Below are 20,330 nucleotides of genomic sequence, written 5' to 3'. Positions count from 1 at the left end.
ATTGGATTATTCGTCCTCCAGGTTCGCGGCAAGTTTACACGAGTACACTAGCACCAAGTAAACGCTAGTAAGCTTTTGAAGTAAAAGATGTCAATAGCCAAACTAAGAATACGATCTTGCTTTTTATGGAGGTAAGCGGACTCGAACCGCTGACATCCTGCTTGCAAAGCAGGCGCTCTACCAACTGAGCTATACCCCCGATTTGAGAAGTGGCTTGTTTGACTCGCCTTTGCTATCTTAACCTATAGGTTCAAATTAAATCAAGTACTTTGTTGAGCAAATTTCAACAATTGTCAGGACAATGACCCAAATTGTTGCAACGTTCTATAAGTTTGTCAATTTGCCAGACGCGGCGGAAATACAAGAACCGCTGCTGTCTTACTGCTTAGCGCACAACGTCAAAGGAACAATTCTGCTTGCACCGGAAGGAATTAACGGTACAATTGCTGCTACACGCGATCGCATTAATGCAGTTTTAGCGTTTCTTTGCGCCGATCCTCGTTTTGCTGATTTAGAGCATAAAGAATCTACCGCAGATGCGCCACCCTTTGAGCGCATGAAAGTACGTCTTAAAAAAGAAATCGTGACGCTGGGAGTGCCAGAAGTCAATCCCAATCAAAAAGTAGGAATTTATGTATCGCCGCACGAATGGAATGCTTTAATTAGCGATCCTGAAGTGACTGTGATTGATACCCGCAACGATTATGAAGTAGATATCGGAACTTTTCAACGCGCGCAAAATCCGCAAACGCGATCGTTTCGCCAATTTCCTGAATACGTTCATCAAAACCTCGATCCAAGCCAGCATAAAAAAGTTGCGATGTTTTGTACAGGCGGAATTCGCTGCGAAAAAGCTTCGTCGTTTTTATTGTCCCAAGGTTTCACTGAAGTTTATCACCTCAAGGGCGGCATTTTAAAATATTTAGAAGAAGTTCCAGCGGAAGATAGCTTGTGGGAAGGCGAGTGTTTTGTCTTTGACGAACGAGTTGCAGTCGTTCACGCTTTAGAAAGCGGCTCGTATGATATGTGTCGTAGTTGTGGACATCCAATTTCTGAAGCGGATAAAACATCGCCACAGTACGAAGAAGGCGTTTCTTGTCCCCATTGTTTTGCAGATCTGACTGAGGAAAAACGCAAACGTCAGCAAGAAAAACAAAAACAAATCGAGTTAGCTAAAAATAAAACTAATATTATCTCCTCTTGATTTTTGAAAATAGTTTAGCATCTATCAACTAACTGCTCACCTCTCATCCCTAATGAGGGCGTTTCCAAGCTAATGTCAATCCATCACCAATTGGAACCAAGCTGATGGCGACGCGCGTATCTTGATGCAGTTTTTGATTGAAAGCGCGGATTTTATTGGTTCGATTATCCTGCACTTGGGGATCGGCGACTCTTCCTGACCACAGTACATTATCAACCGCAATTAAACCCCCAGGGCGAATGAGTTGTAATGCAAGCTCGTAGTAAGTATCGTAGTTGCTTTTGTCAGCGTCAATCAAGGCAAAATCAAAAGTATTTGCGCCATCTGTTGCGAGTAGTTGCTTGAGGGTATCCTCAGCAGGCGCTATATGCAACTCAATCTTATTAGCAACACCAGCTTGGTTCCACCAATGACGCGCGATCTTCGTATATTCTTCGCTGACATCACACGCCACAACTTTACCTGTAGGCGGTAAGGCTAATGCTACAGCAAGCGCGCTATAGCCTGTAAACACACCGATATCGAGGGTTTTTTGAGCTTGCATGAGTTGCACAAGTAATGCGATAAATTGCCCTTGTTCTGGTGCAATTTGCATATTACCCATTGGGTGTTTTGCAGTCTCCTGTCGCAGTTGCGTTAATACTTCTGCTTCGTTTAAAGAAACCGATCGCATATAGTTGTAAAGCTGTTCGTCAAGTTGCAGCGTTTGAACACCCATTTGGCTTTTGCTTAAAAGTAGGTAACAAAAAGGGGCTAGTAATTGGTAGCGGTTGTATTTCTACTAGCTCCTTATTTTGTGATTTTGACGATCCTGAATCTTAAATGAGTCTAATCAAGCTTGAGAGCGTTGACTGGTACTTCATCCCACGACTCGACTGTGCGAATGCGTGCGATCCAACCGGCGGCTTTTTGCGTATCAGTTAAGTTACGTTCGTACGACACGTGACAATCGTTTGCTTGTTCCTCATTAGCGCAAGCAATACAAGCATGAATCATACCTGAAGGATCGATTTGCTCATTTACCCAGATTTTCATCTTCCTATGGCTCCTCCACTTGGAAAATCAATGATTAAAACCTGCTAATTGTATAGCTTACTGCTTTGCAAAGTTATAAATTATAAATTTTAAATTATGAATCGACTGAACTCAAAAATCTGACATCTCAGTATTCGCGATTGATGCGATCGCCTCCCCAGTGACGCGACAAATGCGCCAGTCGGGTAAGATAGCTGCTCCCATACGACGATAAAATGCGATCGCTGGCTCATTCCAATCTAAAACACTCCACTCTAGCCGCCCACAATCGCGCTCTATAGCAAGTTGTGCTAGATACTTTATCAAAGCTTTCCCTATACCTTGGCGTCGATACTCAGGAAGTACAAATAAGTCTTCCAGATAGATTCCAGGTTGCGTGAGAAAAGTTGAGTAGTTGTGAAAGAACAACGCAAAACCCACAGCTTTTCCTTGAATTTCAGCAATAATTGCTTCTACATACGGTTGGGAACTAAATAAATGTTCTCGCAACGCTTCTGCACTACCTGTTACAGCATGAGATAATTTTTCATACTCGGCGAGTGCTTGAATCAAAGAGAACAGCACAGATACATCATCTGGAGTAGCAGGACGCAACGTTAGTTCAGAATTTATCACGATTCAGCTTCTAAGGGTAAAAAACCGAATTATTTAACAATACCCTATCTAAAAAAATAGAGCAGTTAATCAACTACTCTCAACCACTAACCATATTACTTCCTGTAGCCCAGTATAAACTAGCTAATCGCTAACTGCTCCTAGAACAACCATCCTTTTAGGCGTTTAGCAATTTGAGGACGACGTAACTTGCGCATAGCTTTACTTTGAATTTGGCGGACTCTTTCGCGGGAAAGATTAAATATACTGCCAACTTCTTCTAAAGTACACGGTTCACTTGTAATCAAACCATAGCGTAGCGAAATAACGTCTTTTTCTCTAGGAGTCAAAACATCTCCTAAAACATCCCAAATTTCCTGACGCATCATTGTTTCGCTCATTTGTTGTTCTGGCGATTGGCTGTCTTCGTCTTCTAACAAATCTACTAATTCAGTATCTTCTTCTTTACCAACTCGGTGATTTAAAGAAAGTGATTTGCGTCGTAGTTGTAGCAGTTGACGCAAATGCTCTGCTGAGATTTCTAAAAATTGAGCAAGTTCTACTTCTGAGGGATTGCGTTGTAGTTGTTGTTTGAGTTCGCGTTGTGCTTTTTTGAGTTTGTTTAACTTTTCTACAATGTGAATTGGCAATCGAATTGTGCGAGCATCATTTGCGATCGCCCGCGTAATTGCTTGTCTAATCCACCAATAAGCATAAGTAGAAAACTTGTATCCTTTATCAGGATCGAATTTTTCTGCTGCACGGTTTAACCCCATTGCGCCTTCTTGAATTAAATCTAAAAAAGGTAAACCGCGATTTAAATAGCGCTTGGCAATTGAGACGACTAAACGCAGATTGGAGCGAATCATTTTCCGCTTTGCTACGCGTCCTTGATATAGTCGGTGTTCCAACTGACGCTCTGACATTCCTAACAAAGTTGCCACTTCTGCTTTATTCGGCTGGCGCTTTATTTCTGCTTGCAAGCGCTGTTGTATTTCTTCAAATTCAACGATAAACTTGACTCGCCGTGCTAGTTCTACTTCTTCCTCTGGTTTAAGTAAAGGATAGCGTGCCATTTCTTTAAAGAAGGCACCTACAGCATCGTCAGATTTAGTTTTCTGATAACCTGAAGGTCTTGCCGTAGCTAAATCTTCGTCTTTGTCTTCTACTTCTAAATTCTGTTCTATTGGAGATAAATCTGATGCGACTTCTGCTAAATTTTCTGGAGATGGTTCTTCTAAATCAGCACTATTAATATCACTATCTGTTGCTGTTGTTAACAGGGAATCAATTGCGTTTAATTCAGCAATATTCATACTTTATATTAGGTTCAAGACTGATAAATGATTGACTTGCTAATATGATGAAAGGTAATTTTTGTGGACAAAGAAAAGATATCTACCATCTCGCGTTTATGTCGAATTATTTTTGTCCATTAGTAATAGATCTTTTTCTTTCATCGCTTGTGCTGATTTTGACTTCTACATATTTTTTGACAGTGGCAAAACTCCTTTACTTAGGTTAACAAATTTATTTCATTTTGTTGGGATTTTCTTGCGCTACTACAACTGAGTAAATTCTTTAGATTAATTCTCAATTTATGAATGCTTGAAATTCACTTTACTTTATACGGAAATTTGACTAGTTTGATAAATACAAAGCTAAAGCTAGCAAATGATTCTTGACATTTGCTAGAACCTATATACTTAAATTATGAATCCTCAATAAATTTAAAGAGGAGCTAGTGGTGTTTTCTCTACCATGAAGCCAGAATCTCACATTCTGCACTCATTTGTTGTCTACCAATAGGGAGAAAAGGCTCGGCAAAACACCTACGTTATAAGGCTGAGAAGTTGTATACTATCTAACACAAAAACTTTGCACAAAATTTTAGTATAGTAGACTACACTTAGGCGAAAACTCGTATCTTAGCGAATTGCTGTTAATTACGTTAAAAACACTACTCAGTATACATATAAGTAAAGATGGTAGATGTCATCACACAGCGATCGCCCTTTTAGCTTATCAGTAAAAAAGTTTTAATATATTTAAATTCAAGAGTACATTCTATGTATCTTCCTGGCTTGAAATCCTCAATCGTCGCAGCAGAACCGAGAGTTCCTTTTCAACTTACCTCGCGTTGGATTGAAGTATTAGTAGATTGTCCAGGAGTGCAAGGTATTTATACTTATAAATTACCGGCAGAGTTAGACGTACAACCAGGAGACATTTTAAGCGTACCATTTGGTACATCTCAAGTAGGAGCGATCGCGATTCGTTTATCACAACCACCAGCAGATTTAGCCCAGGACAAAATCAAAGAAGTCATAGATATCGTCAGTGCGGGCTTTTTTCCTAGTGGATATTGGCAATTACTCAATCGTATTGCTGAATATTACTACACGCCATTGATGCAAGTGATTCGAGTTGCTTTACCGCCAGGGTTACTCGGGCGATCGCAGCGGCGCATTCGGCTGATTGCAAAAGCAGATGCTGCGACTCAATTTTTAACTCCCGCAGCGCGACAAGTCCTCGAACTGTTGCAAGCGCAAAGTCAGGGAGATTATAGCTTTACCCACATCCAACGCCAAGTTAAAGGCGCGTATCGTGGAGTACGGGAATTGCTGCGATCGCACTTGGTAGAAAGTTACTTAGAACCGCCACGATTGTCTAAACCAAAGCGACAAAAAGCCGTTACGCTCGTAGGAACTGGATTAGAAAGTGATATCACTTCCCGCCAGCGCGAAATTTTAGAAGTTTTGCGACGTCGTGGTGGCGATATGTGGCTAAGTGAGTTGTTGCAGATTTGTAGTACGAGTTCCGCAACGCTCAAAGCATTAGAGCAAAAAGGTTATATTGTTATCCAAGAGCGCGAGGTGTTACGCATCGAACGCGATGCGATCGCACAAGATCAGCCCAAAGCCTTAACACCAGCGCAGTCGCAAGCATTAGAAACGATTACTCAGTTGGATGGCTACGCTCAAGTTTTGCTGCATGGAGTGACAGGATCGGGAAAAACCGAAGTTTATTTACAAGCGATCGCGCCATTACTCAATCAAGGTAAATCCGCCTTAGTTCTCGTTCCCGAAATTGGGTTGACGCCACAATTAACAGATCGTTTCCGCGCGCGTTTTGGTAACAAAGTCTGTGTCTACCATAGCGCCTTATCCGATGGCGAACGTTATGACACCTGGCGACAAATGCTAGCAGGCGAACCGCAAGTTGTGATTGGTACGCGTTCGGCGGTATTTGCACCTTTACCGCATTTAGGTTTAATCATCCTCGATGAAGAACACGATAGCAGCTTCAAACAAGACCAACCAATTCCTACTTATCATGCGCGTACCGTAGCCACCTGGCGCGCTGAACTCGAAAATTGTCCTCTCGTTTTAGGTTCCGCCACTCCTTCTCTAGAAACTTGGATAAGTACGAAAAGCAACGAATCTACACCCATTACCAATTACCTCTCCCTTCCCGAACGCATTCAATCGCGCCCTCTTCCTCCTGTAGAAATAGTTGATATGCGCCAAGAGTTGCAGCAGGGAAATCGTTCAATTTTTAGCCGATCGCTACAAGGTGCTTTACAGCAGTTGCAAGAACGCGAACAGCAGGGAATTTTATTTATCCACCGTCGGGGACACAGTACGTTTGTTTCTTGTCGTAGTTGTGGATACGTGATTGAGTGTCCGCATTGCGATGTTTCGCTAGCGTATCACCAAACCGAGGAAAAAGCGCCAGAAATCTTGCGGTGTCATTACTGTAATTATGCACAGTCGCATCCGCGTCATTGTCCTGAATGTGGTTCGCCTTATTTGAAGTTTTTTGGTAGCGGAACGCAGCGAGTTGCACAAGAGTTAACGCGACAGTTTCCCCAGTTACGAGTCATTCGGTTTGATAGTGATACAACTCGTACCAAAGGAGCGCATCGCACGCTACTAACGCGGTTCGCGAACCGCGAAGCTGATTTGTTGGTGGGAACGCAAATGCTGACGAAAGGACTTGATTTACCACAAGTTACCTTAGTTGGCGTTGTCGCTGCGGATGGATTGTTGCATCTTGCCGATTATCGCGCCGCCGAACGTGCATTTCAAACCTTGACACAAGTCGCAGGTCGTGCTGGGCGCGGTGAAGATCCAGGAAGAGTCATTTTACAAACGTATTCGCCCGAACATCCTGTGATTCAAGCAGTGCAACAACACGTTTACGAAGCTTTTACTGAAGCAGAATTAGAACAACGCGCCGCCTTGAATTATCCGCCTTATGGAAGATTGATTTTATTACGTTTGAGTAGTACAGATCCAGCTACGGTAGAAAGTACTGCCCAGCAGATCGCGACACAGTTAAATAGTATCTCAGAGTGTGAGATTTTAGGACCTGCGCCCGCGAGTGTCTTTCGAGTGTCTAACCGCTACCGTTGGCAAATTCTACTGAAGTTTGCACCGACTGCACAGCTTAAATTGCCCGATTGGGAAAATGTGCGATCGCACATTCCAACTTCAGTAAGTCTCACCATCGATGTCGATCCACTAAATTTTATGTAAACGAATGATTTTAGGTCTACGCTCTACTACTACAGAAGATCTTGATTTTGTGCTTGCGACAGAACAGGATCGGGAAAACAGTCTTTTTGTACAGCAGTGGACACCACAACAACACGCAGATGCTTTGCGCGATCGCGATCTATCTCATTTGATTATTGAGTGCATAACTCCAAAGCGTTGTGTAGGGTATGTCATTCTTGCAGGACTAGAAAATCCACATCGCAGTGTTGAACTACGACGCCTTGTTGTCAAGGATAAGGGGAAAGGCTATGGCACGGCTGCTTTACGCTTAATTAAAAAGTTGGCTTTTGAGCAACTCCACGCCCATCGCCTGTGGTTGGATGTGAAGGATTTCAACTATGTAGCACGACGATTGTATGAAAAGGAGGGTTTTGTTGTTGAGGGAATCTTACGCGAGTGTCTTAAAGCTGGCGATCGCTTCGAGTCTTTAGTTTTAATGTCGATGCTGCAAAGCGAGTACAAAGCAAATTAAAGATAAAAGCAAGTATTGAAAAATACTATAATTCCTCACGGCAAATCTTTTATAGTTTTATATTTAATTTAAAAGGTGGTGATTATGCTGCGCGAAAAGCTTAAGCAAGAATTAGACAAGCTCAGTGACGAGCAACTTAAGAAGGTTGCTGATTTCATTGCTCAGTATAAACAAGGTACATCTTCTTTATTTTGGCAAAAGGCAACTTCAGCCCAAACTAGGGAATTCCGTGAATGGGTTTCACAGCTTCCTAAAAACAGTCCTAGTTTACCGAATGAAGCTTTTAGCCGCGACAGTCTTTATGAAGAATGACGAGATATCTGCTTGATACAAATGTTGTCGCACGATTCTGCAACCCTTCTGATGTACAGCATCAACTTGCAACAAATGCAGTATCCTACTTACTGACTCAGCAAGATGAGTGTTTTCTAACAGCACAAGTACTGATTGAGTTTTGGGTGGTTGCTACACGTCCAGTTGAGGTCAACGGTTTAGGATGGACTGTAGAACAAGTAAGAAACACGATAGATCAACTAATTGATCGCTTCCCTTTAGTAGAAGAATCTTCACAGATTTTTCCCAATTGGCTAAATTTAGCCACAACAAGCAAAGTAAAAGGTAAGCGAATCCATGATATTCGTATTCTTGCCGTTATGCTTGCTCATGAAATCACACATCTTCTCACTTTTAATCCTAACGATTTTACGACTGCGCCCAGCGCAGCCCCTGAAGCGATCGCATCAAATATAACTATCGTTCACCTTCAAGAATTAGCAACATCTGAACTTGACAAGCGTTAGCAAGTAAATCATATCTTGTTATGGCAATTGATGATTTAGAAATCTTTCAAGCTCAAAATCGCCAACAGTGGCGGGAATGGCTAGAGAAAAATCATGACACTTCTAGGGGTATTTGGCTTCTTTACTACAAAGTAAAAAGTGGTAAGCCAAGTATTACATATAGCGAAGCGGTAAAAGAAGCTTTGTGCTTTGGTTGGATTGACAGCAAAGTCAGATCTTTAGATACTGAATCTTATATACAAATCTTCACGCCTCGAAAACCAAAAAGTGTCTGGTCAAAATTAAATAAGCAGTATATTGAAGAACTGATAGAACAAGGTTTAATGACTGAAGCTGGTTTTAAAAAGATTGAAACTGCAAAACAAGATGGTTCGTGGACTACGTTAGATGCAAGTGAAGCTTTGATTATTCCAGCAGATTTGCAGCAAGCACTAGCAGCAAATGAAATTGCTAATAAACATTTTGCAGAATTTAGTAATACGACTAAAAAGAATATACTTTTTTGGATTACTAGTGCTAAACGTTTAGAAACAAGATTGAAGCGAATCGAGCAAACTATCAACTCAGCAGCGCAAAACAAAAATCCTCTAGCACGATGACTGTAGCGATCGCTTCTAGCCATATCTTTGATGGCACTTTCATATCCAAAAACTCCTAAAATTTTGATTTTTACCGCCTCAAGCTAGATAAATTAAGCTCAACTTCATCATCGATACATCTCAATCAAAATCCAAAATAGTATAAGCTATTAAGCTGAGTAAAATTTTGTTTAGATGTAGTTTGTGATTCTCTATCTGCTGGATCTTTTAGGTGTCGCTGTTTTTGCGGTGAGTGGCGCGCTAGCAGCAGGGCGTAAAAGCTTAGATTTGCTGGGTGTTGCTGCGATCGCTATCGTCACAGCAATTGGCGGTGGTACGCTGCGCGATGTTCTGCTGGACAATCCAGTGTTTTGGATTCAAAATCCTATTTATTTAGTCGTCATTCTATTCTCTGCCGCGCTGACGCTGATTTATACTCGGTTTCGCCAACCACCAGCTAAAGCCCTCTTGATCGCTGATGCGCTAGGGCTGAGTTTTTTTGCGATTAGTGGCGCTCAAGGCGTGGAACAAGCAGATTTATCGCGTATTATTGTTGTCTTAATGGGAACAATTACAGGTGTCGCTGGCGGTGTTATGCGCGATGTCTTACTAGCCGAAATTCCCTTGATTTTGCGGCGAGGAAATCTCTATGCAACAGCGGCGATCGCTGGCATTATTGTTTATCTAATTCTGCAACAGTTTGGCATGATGCGATCGCTTGCAGCTTTACTAGGAATGGCAACAATTACAGCTGTAAGACTAGCTTCAATTGTTTGGGGATTATCCCTTCCAGTTTATAGTCTGCAAGAGCGTAAGTGATTGGATGCATTTAGCAAGGTAGGGAAGTAAGTAATGTTCGCGTTTCGCCGAGTCGATAAGAGTGATGCACGGACTATCACAAGTTGGCGATATGAACCACCTTACAATTTCTACAACAATTTACAGCAGGACGCTGAAATAGATTATCTTTTACACCCCCAGAACAACTTCTACAGTATTTTAGATGCAACGGGTGAGTTGGTAGCTTACTGTTCGTTTGGACAGGATGGACAGGTTATTGGTGGTGATTACCGTGATGAAGCATTGGATATTGGTTTTGGGATTCGTCCTGATTTGACTGGAAGAGGAAAAGGTGTTGAGTATGCCAAAGCTGTTTTGGAGTTTGCAGACACTTTATTTGAGCCGAAAGCGTTTCGAGTCACGATCGCGGCATTCAATAAGCGTGCAATACGGGTATGGCAGAAATTGGAATTTGAGCATCAGCAGTCGTTTGAACGAGGCAGCGATCGAATGCAGTTTATCATTTTGATGCGAACAAATTGTATTATCTAGATCGGCTGCATAACTCATAAATGCCTTCCGACTCCCTTTGGGGCTACTCAAACTAAGTGTGCCTTCGCCCACTAAAACAGTATTTTTATCTGTGATTCCACGGTAGTCAACTTTGTTGGTCTAGCCAAAAATTCGTTTGCTAGGTACTCTTGTAAACTTCTCCCATGATATACGTGGCATGAATTGCGCGATCGCCACCGAGTACAATTAGAGCAAATGCTTGTTCTGCAAGTTCTGTTAATGAAGTCGCGTTTGTTGCAGAATTCCGCAGCGCCATTAGCGGAGTTGCCCGCAGATCAAGAACCACAAAGTCAGCTTCTTTCCCAACATCAAAGTTACCAATTTTATCTTCTAAAGACAGTGCTTTTGCACCGCCAAGCGTTGCTAAAAAAAGTGCTTGAAAGGGAGATAGTTTCTGATTTTGAAGTTGCGCAACTTTATACGCTTCACTTGCTGTGTCTAAAAGCGAAAAGCTTGTTCCTGCACCGACATCGGTTCCTAAACCAAGTTTTACCGGATGTTCTACGCACTTAGCCTTTTGCAGCTTGAAAAGTCCACTTCCTAAAAATAAATTAGACGTTGGGCAAAATGCGATCGCTGATTTGGCTTGTGATAACCGCTGAAATTCCGCATCTGTCAATTGAACTCCGTGCGCAAACACTGAGCGATCGCCGACTAATCCGGCGAGATCGTAAACATCTAAATAACCTTGACTTTCAGGAAATAGCTGTTTTACCCACTCGACCTCATTGACATTTTCTGATAAATGTGTATGTAAATAAACGTCGGGAAATTCTGCTAAAAGCTTTCCTGCTAAGTGCAATTGTTCAGGAGTTGATGTAATTGCAAACCGAGGCGTAACAGCATACAGCAAACGTTCTTTTTTATGCCACTTTTGAATCAGTTGCTTACTTTCTTGATAAGATGTTTCAGCAGTATCTGAAAGGTTATCTGGTGCATGACGATCCATCATCACTTTACCAGCAATCATTCTTAAATTCCGCCGGCTTGCTTCTTCAAAAAAAGCATCAACTGATTGCGGATGAACTGTGGCAAAAACGAGTGCAGTTGTTGTACCATTTCTCAGTAATTCATTAAGAAAAGTTGTCGCAATTTTTTGTGCGTATGCTTTATCTTTAAATTTTGCTTCAGTTGGAAATACATACTGATTCAACCATTCCAAAAGTTGCTCGCCGTACGCAGCAATCATTTCTGTCTGAGGAAAATGGATATGCGTATCAATAAATCCTGGCATGATTAACATTCCAGAATAATCATTTATTGGTACTCTTGCATATTTACTTTGTAAGCTTTGATAATATCCTAATTCCTTAATTTTCCCGTTCTCAACAACGAGTAAACCATCAGCAATATAGCGGGCACTTTCAGCTTCAGAAACATAAAATGGATCGTCAACAAAGTCGAGGAAAGCACAACGAAAAGCTTTAACTGGTTGTGTTAGCATCAAACAGATATATTATATTGTTATAAATAAACGAGTCATAACGACTTTCCTCACATCTACATTTGATTTTTATTTATAGTAATCGTCAACTAACTTTTAACCCTGACTACGGGTAAGGGACTGCCTTACCCCTCTGATTCCTGACCTCTGGCATAGCTTACAAAAAAACACAAATAAATTATGTTGACTGCAAACATTATGCAACTTGTACATCTTGTAACCGTGAAGTCATAAATCGATCCATCCAATTGACTAAAAATGCGCGATTTGCTGCTTGTTCTTCAGGAACCGTTGTATCGATGGGATGCGGCATTAAGCCTAAAATTGCGGCATTGGTGACACAAAACATCGACTTTTGAAAACTAATACAAATTTGTACGCGTAAATCGTCTTCTCCCCGACGACTGCGCTTTTGATACAGTTTATGCAAATAATCTGGGAGAAAATGCCGCATATCCTGCATTAATAAAGTAGGTGGAATTCCTGCACCACCAACGGGTAAAGGATCGGCATAAAGTGCGCCATAAGCAAATCGTGCTTGATCGGGTGGAATTTGGTGCGCTTGGGCGTTGTAGGAAACTGTACCTTGAAACGGCGTACCGCGAAAGAAAACGGCTTCAACGTAAGGTATAGCTGTATCGGCAAGAAATGTTAAACCGACAGACTTGGGAACAATATCGTAAACTTTACCGTGAAGTTTAACCGAGTAAGTAATTGGTAATGCCGCAGCATTGACTAAGCCTGCTTTGATATGCTCTACAACTTGAGGGATAGTTTTAATTTCTCCTTTGTCGTACCGATCTGACAAAGCGATAAACATATCGCTCATAACGCGCCAAAATTGACCTAGTGCGCTGTAATACGATAAAACGCGGACTTGTTCGGTGAGAAAGTCAGGAAATAGTTGGTTTAATCCCAACATGAAAGGATTATTTTTGAACTTAGCTTGAATTGCGGCGGCAGCGCGTGTTTTGAATTCGGCTGAATCTAAATAGCTATCTAAACCGCCACCACCATGCCATAGCATCGCTTTCATGCAGTATTCGGCATACTCAAAGTTAATGCGATCGTGCCACCAATGTCGCAGAAGTTTTTGGAAGGAAATATCGCCGTTAAAGTATTTGAAAAATGGAAACAAAACAAGAAATTGATTTTCAGAAATATAAATTAGGTTTTTGGAGTAAGCATCCAAAACAATACCGTAACTTTTGAGGATACCGACAACATCGAGAACATTCTCTGAAGAATCAGGAAGCAGTGTTTTACCAGATTCGACGCGCGTAATATATGCAGCAAAGGGATGGTTAAGAGGCTTATTGGTAATGCTAACCATGGCAATTCCTAATACCGTTTTACTTTAAAGTTGATACAAAGCAGAGAAAAAACGAGTGACTAGCCACTAGCCACTCTTGATGCTAATCTCCAGCCACTAGCCACTCTTGACTACTTGCCAACTGCGATCGCTGCGCAACGACTGGAATTCCACTCATTGCAGTTGTTGCAGGTTCACTCCAACGAATCAGCCAATTTGGTTGTAAGCCGAAAATGACGATTAAAACGGCTAAGACAACCGCAGGGGCGCGATCGCGAAAATACACGCGGGGTAAATCGATAACTTGTGGTGACAAACGACCAAAAAATACGCGGTTGATGAGCAATAAGAAGTAAACCGCGGTTAAACCCGTACCAACCATCGATAATATAGTTTCTGTGGGAAATACCGGGAAACTTCCTCGAAATACCAGAAATTCAGCCATAAATCCCACCATTCCAGGGATACCCGCGCTTGCCATCACACCCAACACCATCAAACTGCCAATCAAAGGTAAACCGCGTTCAGGGTTGAGTAAACCGCGCAAAGTTTCGATATCGCGACTGCCGGTTTTTTTGTAGACAATGCCGACTAAAAGAAACAGCAATGCCGAAATTAATCCGTGGCTAACCATTTGCAAAACACTCGCCAAGATACTTAATGGCGTTGCGGCGGCGGCGGCTAAGAGAATGTAGCCCATGTGTCCAATTGAACTATAGGCAACCATTTTTTTCATGTCGGTTTGCGCGATCGCACACGAAGCACCGTACAATACGCTTACCACTGCCCAAATTGCTAACGCTGGTGCTAACACTTCCCACGCTTGCGGCAACAAGCCTAAACCAAAGCGTAATAAGCCATACGTACCTAATTTCAAAAGGACTCCTGCGAGTAATACCGAAATAGGTGTCGAGGCTTCAACGTGTGCATCTGGTAGCCACGTGTGTAGAGGCACTAGGGGAATTTTGATTCCGAAAGCGAGTAAAATTCCGCACAGTAGCACAATTTGTGTTGCTAAAGGTAACGCGTTAGGATCTAACGTCGCTAGTGCAAAACTTGAAGCACCACTTAACCAAACTAAACCTAAAAAACTTGCTAAAAGCAATATTCCAGAGGTAGCAGTATAGATTAAGAACTTCGTTGCTGCATAACCGCGCCGCTGTCCTCCCCAAATAGCAATCAATAGGTACAGCGGAATCAGTTCTATTTCATAAAAGAGGAAAAACAAAAGTAAATCTTGTGCTAAAAATGCGCCACTCACCGCCGCACTTAAAATCAGAACAAGTGAGTAGTAAAAGCGTGATCGCTGGATATCTTCATCGCTGCTGTAAATCGCAATACAGGTCAGTAAACCATTTAATACCAACAGCGGTAACGATAAACCATCAACACCTAAGTGATAGTTCAAGCCGATCGCTGTGATCCACGGGATGAATTCGGAAAATTGTTGAGTAACGTTCGTAGGATTAAACTGCGCTGCGAGAACGATACTCAGTAAGAACGGAAGACTCGCGAATATTAAAGCGATGTTACGCGAACTATTAGGTGCGATCGCTTTCGGGAAAAAACCCACAATTGCTGCACCAATAAGCGGTACTAAAATCAAAGCACTCAGCATTGATACACGAGATCCTTAAACATAATAGTTGTTAGTGGTTAGTGACTAGTGGCGCTTTGATTAGTCACTCGTTCTTCCTTAGCCTCTAATTGCTTCCCAGAACAATTGCCAGTGATCGACAAGACCAAATGACCAGCTAATTAAAAAACCCAGCAGACTGACGCCTAAGATAATTGTGAGTAGATAAAGCTGTGATTGCCCAAAACTACTATATTTCAAGCTTTGTCCGCTGATAATTGTTGCGATACCAACTAAATTGACAAAGCCATCGACGATGTAGCGATCGACCCACGCACTCAACCGCGACATGAAGTTAACTGCACTCACAACGGTTAAGCGATACAGACGGTCAATATAGAAGTCGTAGCCTAAGAGATCTTGAATAAATCGCCACGGTAGCTGAATCGATCTCGACCATGCTTTGTGGAGGTAAATCGTTGAGCCGATAGTTAATCCTAGAACACTCGATAATACAAGAACCATCGTTGCTGACCAATTCACATCTGCCCAATTAGGGAGCAGTTGCCATTGTTGTAACAACAGCTGTACTAACAGTGTTGTAATCGTTAAACTCACCATTGGTACAGCCATTTGCCAGCCAACTTCTGGCGCGCGGCGCGTTTTTGGTTGAGGTTCGCCCCAGAACACCAAGCGGAATACGCGGGTAAGGTTTAAGGTTGTTAAGCCATTTGTCAAAAACAGGACAGCAACAATCCAAGGATGACTACTCCAAAAACCATCTGCCCATTGCAGCTTTGCCCAAAAACTACCCAAAGGTAGTAGCGTCACCATGCCTGCGGCTCCTACAACGTAAGCTGTCGTTGTTGCAGGCATCCGCGACCACAAACCGCCCATTTCGGTTAAATCTTGCGTATGTGTAGTTAGAATGACCGATCCGGCACTCATAAATAATAATGCTTTAGCGATCGCATGGGTAAACAACAATACCAGCGCTACTCCGCCTTGCTCCATCCCGATCGCAATGAACACTAACCCCATGTACGCACTTGTCGAATGCGATAAGGCGCGCTTGATGTCAATTTGTGCTAGTGAAACTAACGATGCACCAATCGCCGTGACTGTCCCCAGAATGACTAAAGCATCGAGCGCCACAGGTGATAGCACTAAAATTGGTTGTAATTTAAACAGCACGTACGCGCCACCCGCGACAACCATTGAGTTTCGCAGTACTGAAGCAGGGTTTGGTCCTTCCATTGCTTCATCAAGCCAAAGATGCAGAGGAAATTGCGCGCATTTCCCCGCAGGACCCGCAATCAATGCTAAACCTAACAATGTCGCGGTTAAAGGTGAGAGTTCAGCCGTTTGCGCCCATTGGTTCAATTCGGAAAAATTCAAACTTCCTGCCATTGCTGAGAGCGTCACAACTCCCATCAATAGTAAAATATCGCCCACGCGTTTGGTTAAAAACGCATCGCGGGCAGCGGTGACGACAAGCGGCTGTGCATACCAAAATCCTACTAATAAATAAGTAGACAGCGTCAGCAACTCTAGTAACACGTAGCTGAGAAACAAAGAATCACTTAACGCTAAACCACTTAATGCAGCTTCAAAAAAGCCAATCAGCGCAAAGAATCGAGCTAACGCCCAATCTTTTTCCATGTATCCTAACGCATACAGTTGCGCTAAAAGGCTTAACCCAGTAATTAAAACTGCGGCTCCCATACTGACGGGTGATAGTTCTACTGCGATCGATAAGTCTAGATCGGCAGCTTTGAGCCAGGTAAAAAGCAAACTTTGCGGTTCTTGGTTCCAGATGTCTTTCCAAACAATTAAACTGTGTACAAAAGCGACACCTGTCATCAACAAATTTAAGTAAGCTGCTGGTCGAGGACCAGTTCGCCGTACTATTCCAGTCGCCCAAGGTAGTGTCAAAACAGCGCCAATCAATCCATAAAAAGGCACCCACCAACTTGTTAAAAATAACGTCTGATTCATTCCAGCTTTCCAAACAAATTTGTGATTTATAATGTTAATTTAAAGTTAATTAACGATATTAAACAACTAGAATACTTACGAAAAATAAATTAAAATTGATTTTGCTACGTACTGCTTTAAATTAACATAAACCTCTGGCGTCGTTTTCTGGTAAAGTGAGACTATTCAGTTTTATTAAAATTTTTGTTCTCTCGATCAAAGCATACTTTGGTCAAAATGTACCCAGACTGAAGCCTAACTAGACAGCGAATATCGTTCTCCTGTCATACCGCTACAGAATGAAGGTTTGGTTTTATCATTTTGGCTGAACCCAAAGTAATAAAGAAATTATAAAACAGAAGTTACACCGCTAGAAAGCGATAAACTTCAATGAGGTAAAAGCAACCAATCATGGGGTGTTAAGTTTTTTTAAAGTATCCTATTTTAAATTATAATAGAAATTAATATTGTCAAGAGAGCCAAGCTTTCCTATGCTTAATTTGGAGATGCTTTTGTACGTTACAAATGGCATCCCCGTCAATTTTTCTGTAACAGCCTGATTGGTAGTAGTTATTGCTTTAATTACATAGGAGGTCTGCGATGCCAATTGCAGTGGGAATGATTGAGACGAAGGGCTTTCCAGCAGTGGTGGAAGCAGCCGACGCCATGGTGAAAGCTGCACGGGTGACGCTTGTTGGTTACGAAAAAATTGGTAGTGCGCGGGTCACAGTCATTGTGCGCGGGGACGTTTCCGAAGTGCAAGCTTCGGTTGCGGCTGGAGTTGATGCGGCAAGACGAGTCAACGGCGGTGAAGTTGTTTCGACTCACATTATTGCCCGTCCTCACGAAAACTTGGAGTACGTGCTGCCAATTCGGTATACCGAAGCCGTCGAACAGTTCCGAATGTAACGAACGGAATTGTGTTTGAGGTGCATCAATTTTTTGCTAAATACATTTAAGGAGTAAAACCGATGTCAATTGCCGTCGGAATGGTAGAAACGCTGGGCTTTCCAGCAGTCGTAGAAGCAGCCGATGCCATGGTGAAAGCTGCACGGGTAACGCTTGTTGGTTACGAAAAAATCGGTAGTGGTCGCGTTACGGTTATTGTGCGGGGAGATGTTTCTGAAGTGCAAGCTTCAGTCGCAGCAGCAATCGATAACGTCAAGCGCGTTAATGGGGGTCAGGTGCTATCAACCCACATTATTGCTCGTCCTCACGAAAACTTAGAATATGTCCTGCCAATTCGTTATACCGAAGCCGTAGAACAGTTCCGCGAAAGTACAAACGCGATTCGCCCCTACGGAAACCGACTGTGATGTAAGGCGTAATGCAAATTGCAAAAGTTCGTGGCAACGTAGTCAGCACTCAAAAAGAACCCAGTCTTCGCGGGGCAAAACTGCTTTTGTTACAACTCGTAGACGAAGAAGGGCAACCCTTACCAAAATACGAAGTTGCAGCAGACAACGTAGGTGCAGGAGTCGATGAGTGGGTATTGGTAAGTTGCGGTAGCGCCGCTCGCATTGTTCAAGGAAACGAGCAGCGCCCACTCGATGCTGTGGTGGTAGCGATTATTGACAGTGTTCGCATTGAAGATCGCCTTATTTACAGCAAGAAAGACCAATATCGATAAGTAACGCGCTTTGGATGAACGACGAATACAGAATGACAGATACTTCGCTTGTAGGTTCTGCATTCTGAATTCTGAGTTCCGCAGTAATTAGGAGGAAATTACCGATGGTAGTCCGCAGCCTGGCTGCCCCCCCGACGCCTTGGTCAAAAAATTTAGTTGAGCCAAAAATTGAATCAAGTGCATTTGTACATCCATTTTCTAACATTATTGGAGATGTAACTATCGGAGCGAACGTGATGGTCGCTCCTGGAACTTCTATCCGCGCTGACGAAGGCGCTCCTTTCTATATAGGTGAAGGAACTAATATTCAAGATGGCGTTGTCATCAATGGATTAGAACAAGGTCGTGTCATTGGCGATGACCAAAAACAATATTCGGTGTGGATTGGAAAAAACACATCGATTACGCACATGGCACTGATTCACGGTCCTGCTTATGTTGGAGACAACTGTTTTATTGGCTTTCGTTCCACGGTATTCAACGCTCGTATAGGACATGGTTGCATCGTGATGATGCACGCCTTGATTCAAGACGTGGAAGTTCCCGCCGGTAAGTTTGTGCCTTCAGGAGCAGTGATTACGAATCAGCAGCAAGCCGATCACTTACCTAACGTTGAAGCAGACGATAGAGAATTCGCTCGTTATATCGTGGGTGTCAATGACGCCTTACGAGCAGGATATCTATGTGCCAGTGATGAAGCTTGTATAACGTCAGTTCGTAATGAGCTTACTAGCACCGCAAGTTCAGATAGTTCAAATGGTTCCAGCCGCAATTCTTCTACTTCTTCTATGATGACAAGTCCTTACCTCAGCCAAGACACAGTAGCACAAGTCCGACAACTCTTACAGCAGGGCTACAAGATCGGTACTGAACACGTCGATGAACGGAAGTTCCGCACGGGTTCTTGGAAAAGCTGTACTCCTATTACGGCTAAGCGCGAATCGGAAGTGATTGCCGAACTCGAAGCGTGTATGGCAAATCATGCGGGTGAATACGTGCGGATGTTTGGGATTGACCCCAAAGGCAAGCGCCGTGTCATGGAAAGTATTATCCAACGCCCCGATGGTCAGCAAATTGCCCCGCCAGCAGCGACTAAGGAAAACAGCTTTAGTGGTAGTTATCGCAGTTATCAACCTTCAGCCGCAACAACTTCGGCAGCGAGTGGACAAATAAATCAAGACACCGTTGCGCAAGTCCGACACTTGATTCAGCAAGGTTTTAAGATCGGCACCGAACACGTTGACGAGCGGAGATTCCGCACAGGTTCTTGGCAAAGCTGTACTCCCATTAGTGCTAGCAGCGAATCGCAAGCGATTTCTGAACTCGAAACGTGTATGGCAAATCATGCGGGTGAATACGTGCGGATGTTTGGCATTGACCCCAAAGGCAAGCGTCGCGTGATGGAAAAGATCATTCAACGTCCAGGCGGTAATCAGGTAGCAGCACCAGCTTCAAATAGCCATCGCAGTCATACTCCTAGCCAACCACAGCCCGCACCCACTTACAATAAGTCTTCAGCAAGCAGCACGCGCTTGCAGCCCGAAGTCGTCGAACAGATTCGCCAACTGATTGCGCAAGGCAATCGCGTGAGTGCAGAACACGTCGATCAGCGCCGGTTCCGTACAGGTTCGTGGGCAAGTTGTGGACCAGTTGATAGCACAAGTGCTTCGGCTGCGATCGCAGCCATCGAGTCATTTCTTTCCGAGTACGAAGGCGAGTACGTACGCTTGATCGGCATCGATTCTAACAAACGACGGATTTTAGAAACTATTATTCAACGACCTTAAGTAAGC

At 43.0% G+C, this 20,330-nt stretch carries 20 protein-coding genes and 1 tRNA gene; 12 read left to right on the top strand and 9 right to left on the bottom strand.

Annotated elements, in window-relative coordinates; all coding sequences use genetic code 11:
• Positions 1-126: 126 nt before the first annotated feature.
• Positions 127-199 (bottom strand) — tRNA-Ala (locus GLO7428_RS03370).
• A gap of 102 nt (positions 200-301) precedes the next feature.
• Between GLO7428_RS03370 and GLO7428_RS03365 the strand changes: the two genes are divergently transcribed.
• Positions 302-1,204 carry a rhodanese-related sulfurtransferase gene (locus GLO7428_RS03365; RefSeq protein WP_015187154.1) on the top strand — a complete coding sequence of 301 codons (903 nt, stop codon included), beginning with the start codon at positions 302-304 and terminating at the stop codon, positions 1,202-1,204.
• Between the two features lie 49 nt (positions 1,205-1,253).
• Here the strand turns inward: GLO7428_RS03365 and GLO7428_RS03360 are convergent, their stop codons facing one another.
• From GLO7428_RS03360 to GLO7428_RS03345, 4 genes are all read right to left on the bottom strand, one after another.
• The gene (locus GLO7428_RS03360) at positions 1,254-1,922 is read right to left on the bottom strand and encodes a class I SAM-dependent methyltransferase (RefSeq protein WP_015187153.1); all 669 of its coding nucleotides are present in this window, start codon (positions 1,920-1,922) and stop codon (positions 1,254-1,256) included.
• Between the two features lie 110 nt (positions 1,923-2,032).
• Positions 2,033-2,239 (bottom strand): hypothetical protein, encoded by a 207-nt coding sequence (locus GLO7428_RS03355; protein WP_015187152.1) that lies wholly within the window; start codon positions 2,237-2,239, stop codon positions 2,033-2,035.
• A 111-nt stretch (positions 2,240-2,350) separates the two neighbouring features.
• Positions 2,351-2,854, bottom strand: a complete 504-nt coding sequence (locus GLO7428_RS03350) for a GNAT family N-acetyltransferase (RefSeq protein WP_015187151.1) — start codon at positions 2,852-2,854, stop codon at positions 2,351-2,353.
• Between the two features lie 140 nt (positions 2,855-2,994).
• Positions 2,995-4,149 (bottom strand): RpoD/SigA family RNA polymerase sigma factor, encoded by a 1,155-nt coding sequence (locus tag GLO7428_RS03345; RefSeq protein ID WP_015187150.1) that lies wholly within the window; start codon positions 4,147-4,149, stop codon positions 2,995-2,997.
• Positions 4,150-4,902: 753 nt separating this feature from the next.
• On the opposite strand from GLO7428_RS03345, the gene priA reads away from it, so the two are divergent.
• The 7 genes from priA to GLO7428_RS03310 all read left to right on the top strand — a co-directional run bounded on the left by priA (position 4,903) and on the right by GLO7428_RS03310 (position 10,577).
• Complete coding sequence (gene priA / locus GLO7428_RS03340; protein WP_015187149.1) at positions 4,903-7,374, top strand: primosomal protein N'; 2,472 nt, start codon at positions 4,903-4,905, stop codon at positions 7,372-7,374.
• Between the two features lie 4 nt (positions 7,375-7,378).
• Positions 7,379-7,867, top strand: a complete 489-nt coding sequence (locus tag GLO7428_RS03335) for a GNAT family N-acetyltransferase (RefSeq protein ID WP_015187148.1) — start codon at positions 7,379-7,381, stop codon at positions 7,865-7,867.
• An 84-nt stretch (positions 7,868-7,951) separates the two neighbouring features.
• Positions 7,952-8,179, top strand: coding sequence for a hypothetical protein (locus GLO7428_RS03330; RefSeq protein WP_015187147.1), 228 nt, complete (start codon positions 7,952-7,954; stop codon positions 8,177-8,179).
• Complete coding sequence (locus tag GLO7428_RS03325; protein ID WP_015187146.1) at positions 8,176-8,667, top strand: type II toxin-antitoxin system VapC family toxin; 492 nt, start codon at positions 8,176-8,178, stop codon at positions 8,665-8,667. The genes GLO7428_RS03330 and GLO7428_RS03325 overlap by 4 nt, the downstream gene beginning before the upstream one ends.
• 20 nt (positions 8,668-8,687) lie before the next feature.
• Complete coding sequence (locus tag GLO7428_RS03320) at positions 8,688-9,266, top strand: YdeI family protein (protein WP_015187145.1); 579 nt, start codon at positions 8,688-8,690, stop codon at positions 9,264-9,266.
• 183 nt (positions 9,267-9,449) lie between these two features.
• Positions 9,450-10,064, top strand: coding sequence for a trimeric intracellular cation channel family protein (locus GLO7428_RS03315; RefSeq protein WP_015187144.1), 615 nt, complete (start codon positions 9,450-9,452; stop codon positions 10,062-10,064).
• Between the two features lie 33 nt (positions 10,065-10,097).
• Positions 10,098-10,577 carry a GNAT family N-acetyltransferase gene (locus tag GLO7428_RS03310; protein ID WP_015187143.1) on the top strand — a complete coding sequence of 160 codons (480 nt, stop codon included), beginning with the start codon at positions 10,098-10,100 and terminating at the stop codon, positions 10,575-10,577.
• A gap of 139 nt (positions 10,578-10,716) precedes the next feature.
• On the opposite strand, the gene guaD is transcribed toward GLO7428_RS03310, so the two are convergent.
• From guaD to GLO7428_RS03290, 4 genes are all read right to left on the bottom strand, one after another.
• Positions 10,717-12,042 carry a guanine deaminase gene (gene guaD / locus GLO7428_RS03305; protein WP_015187142.1) on the bottom strand — a complete coding sequence of 442 codons (1,326 nt, stop codon included), beginning with the start codon at positions 12,040-12,042 and terminating at the stop codon, positions 10,717-10,719.
• 196 nt (positions 12,043-12,238) lie between these two features.
• On the bottom strand, positions 12,239-13,375 hold the full coding sequence (locus GLO7428_RS03300; protein WP_015187141.1) for a CO2 hydration protein: 1,137 nt from the start codon (positions 13,373-13,375) through the stop codon (positions 12,239-12,241).
• A gap of 82 nt (positions 13,376-13,457) precedes the next feature.
• A complete protein-coding gene (locus GLO7428_RS03295; protein ID WP_015187140.1) occupies positions 13,458-14,972 on the bottom strand; it encodes an NADH-quinone oxidoreductase subunit M in 1,515 nt (504 codons plus the stop codon).
• A 78-nt stretch (positions 14,973-15,050) separates the two neighbouring features.
• On the bottom strand, positions 15,051-16,928 hold the full coding sequence (locus tag GLO7428_RS03290; protein ID WP_015187139.1) for an NAD(P)H-quinone oxidoreductase subunit F: 1,878 nt from the start codon (positions 16,926-16,928) through the stop codon (positions 15,051-15,053).
• Between the two features lie 579 nt (positions 16,929-17,507).
• Between GLO7428_RS03290 and GLO7428_RS03285 the strand changes: the two genes are divergently transcribed.
• From GLO7428_RS03285 to GLO7428_RS03270, 4 genes are all read left to right on the top strand, one after another.
• Positions 17,508-17,816 carry a carbon dioxide-concentrating mechanism protein CcmK gene (locus GLO7428_RS03285; protein WP_015187138.1) on the top strand — a complete coding sequence of 103 codons (309 nt, stop codon included), beginning with the start codon at positions 17,508-17,510 and terminating at the stop codon, positions 17,814-17,816.
• A 62-nt stretch (positions 17,817-17,878) separates the two neighbouring features.
• Positions 17,879-18,223, top strand: coding sequence for a carbon dioxide-concentrating mechanism protein CcmK (locus GLO7428_RS03280; protein ID WP_015187137.1), 345 nt, complete (start codon positions 17,879-17,881; stop codon positions 18,221-18,223).
• An 11-nt stretch (positions 18,224-18,234) separates the two neighbouring features.
• A complete protein-coding gene (locus GLO7428_RS03275) occupies positions 18,235-18,537 on the top strand; it encodes a EutN/CcmL family microcompartment protein (protein WP_015187136.1) in 303 nt (100 codons plus the stop codon).
• A 104-nt stretch (positions 18,538-18,641) separates the two neighbouring features.
• Positions 18,642-20,324 (top strand): ribulose bisphosphate carboxylase small subunit, encoded by a 1,683-nt coding sequence (locus GLO7428_RS03270; protein ID WP_015187135.1) that lies wholly within the window; start codon positions 18,642-18,644, stop codon positions 20,322-20,324.
• Positions 20,325-20,330 lie beyond the last annotated feature (6 nt).

The organism is Gloeocapsa sp. PCC 7428, from assembly GCF_000317555.1.
Taxonomy (GTDB): Bacteria; Cyanobacteriota; Cyanobacteriia; order Cyanobacteriales; family Chroococcidiopsidaceae; genus Chroogloeocystis.
This window is presented reverse-complemented; position numbering and strand designations above follow the sequence as displayed.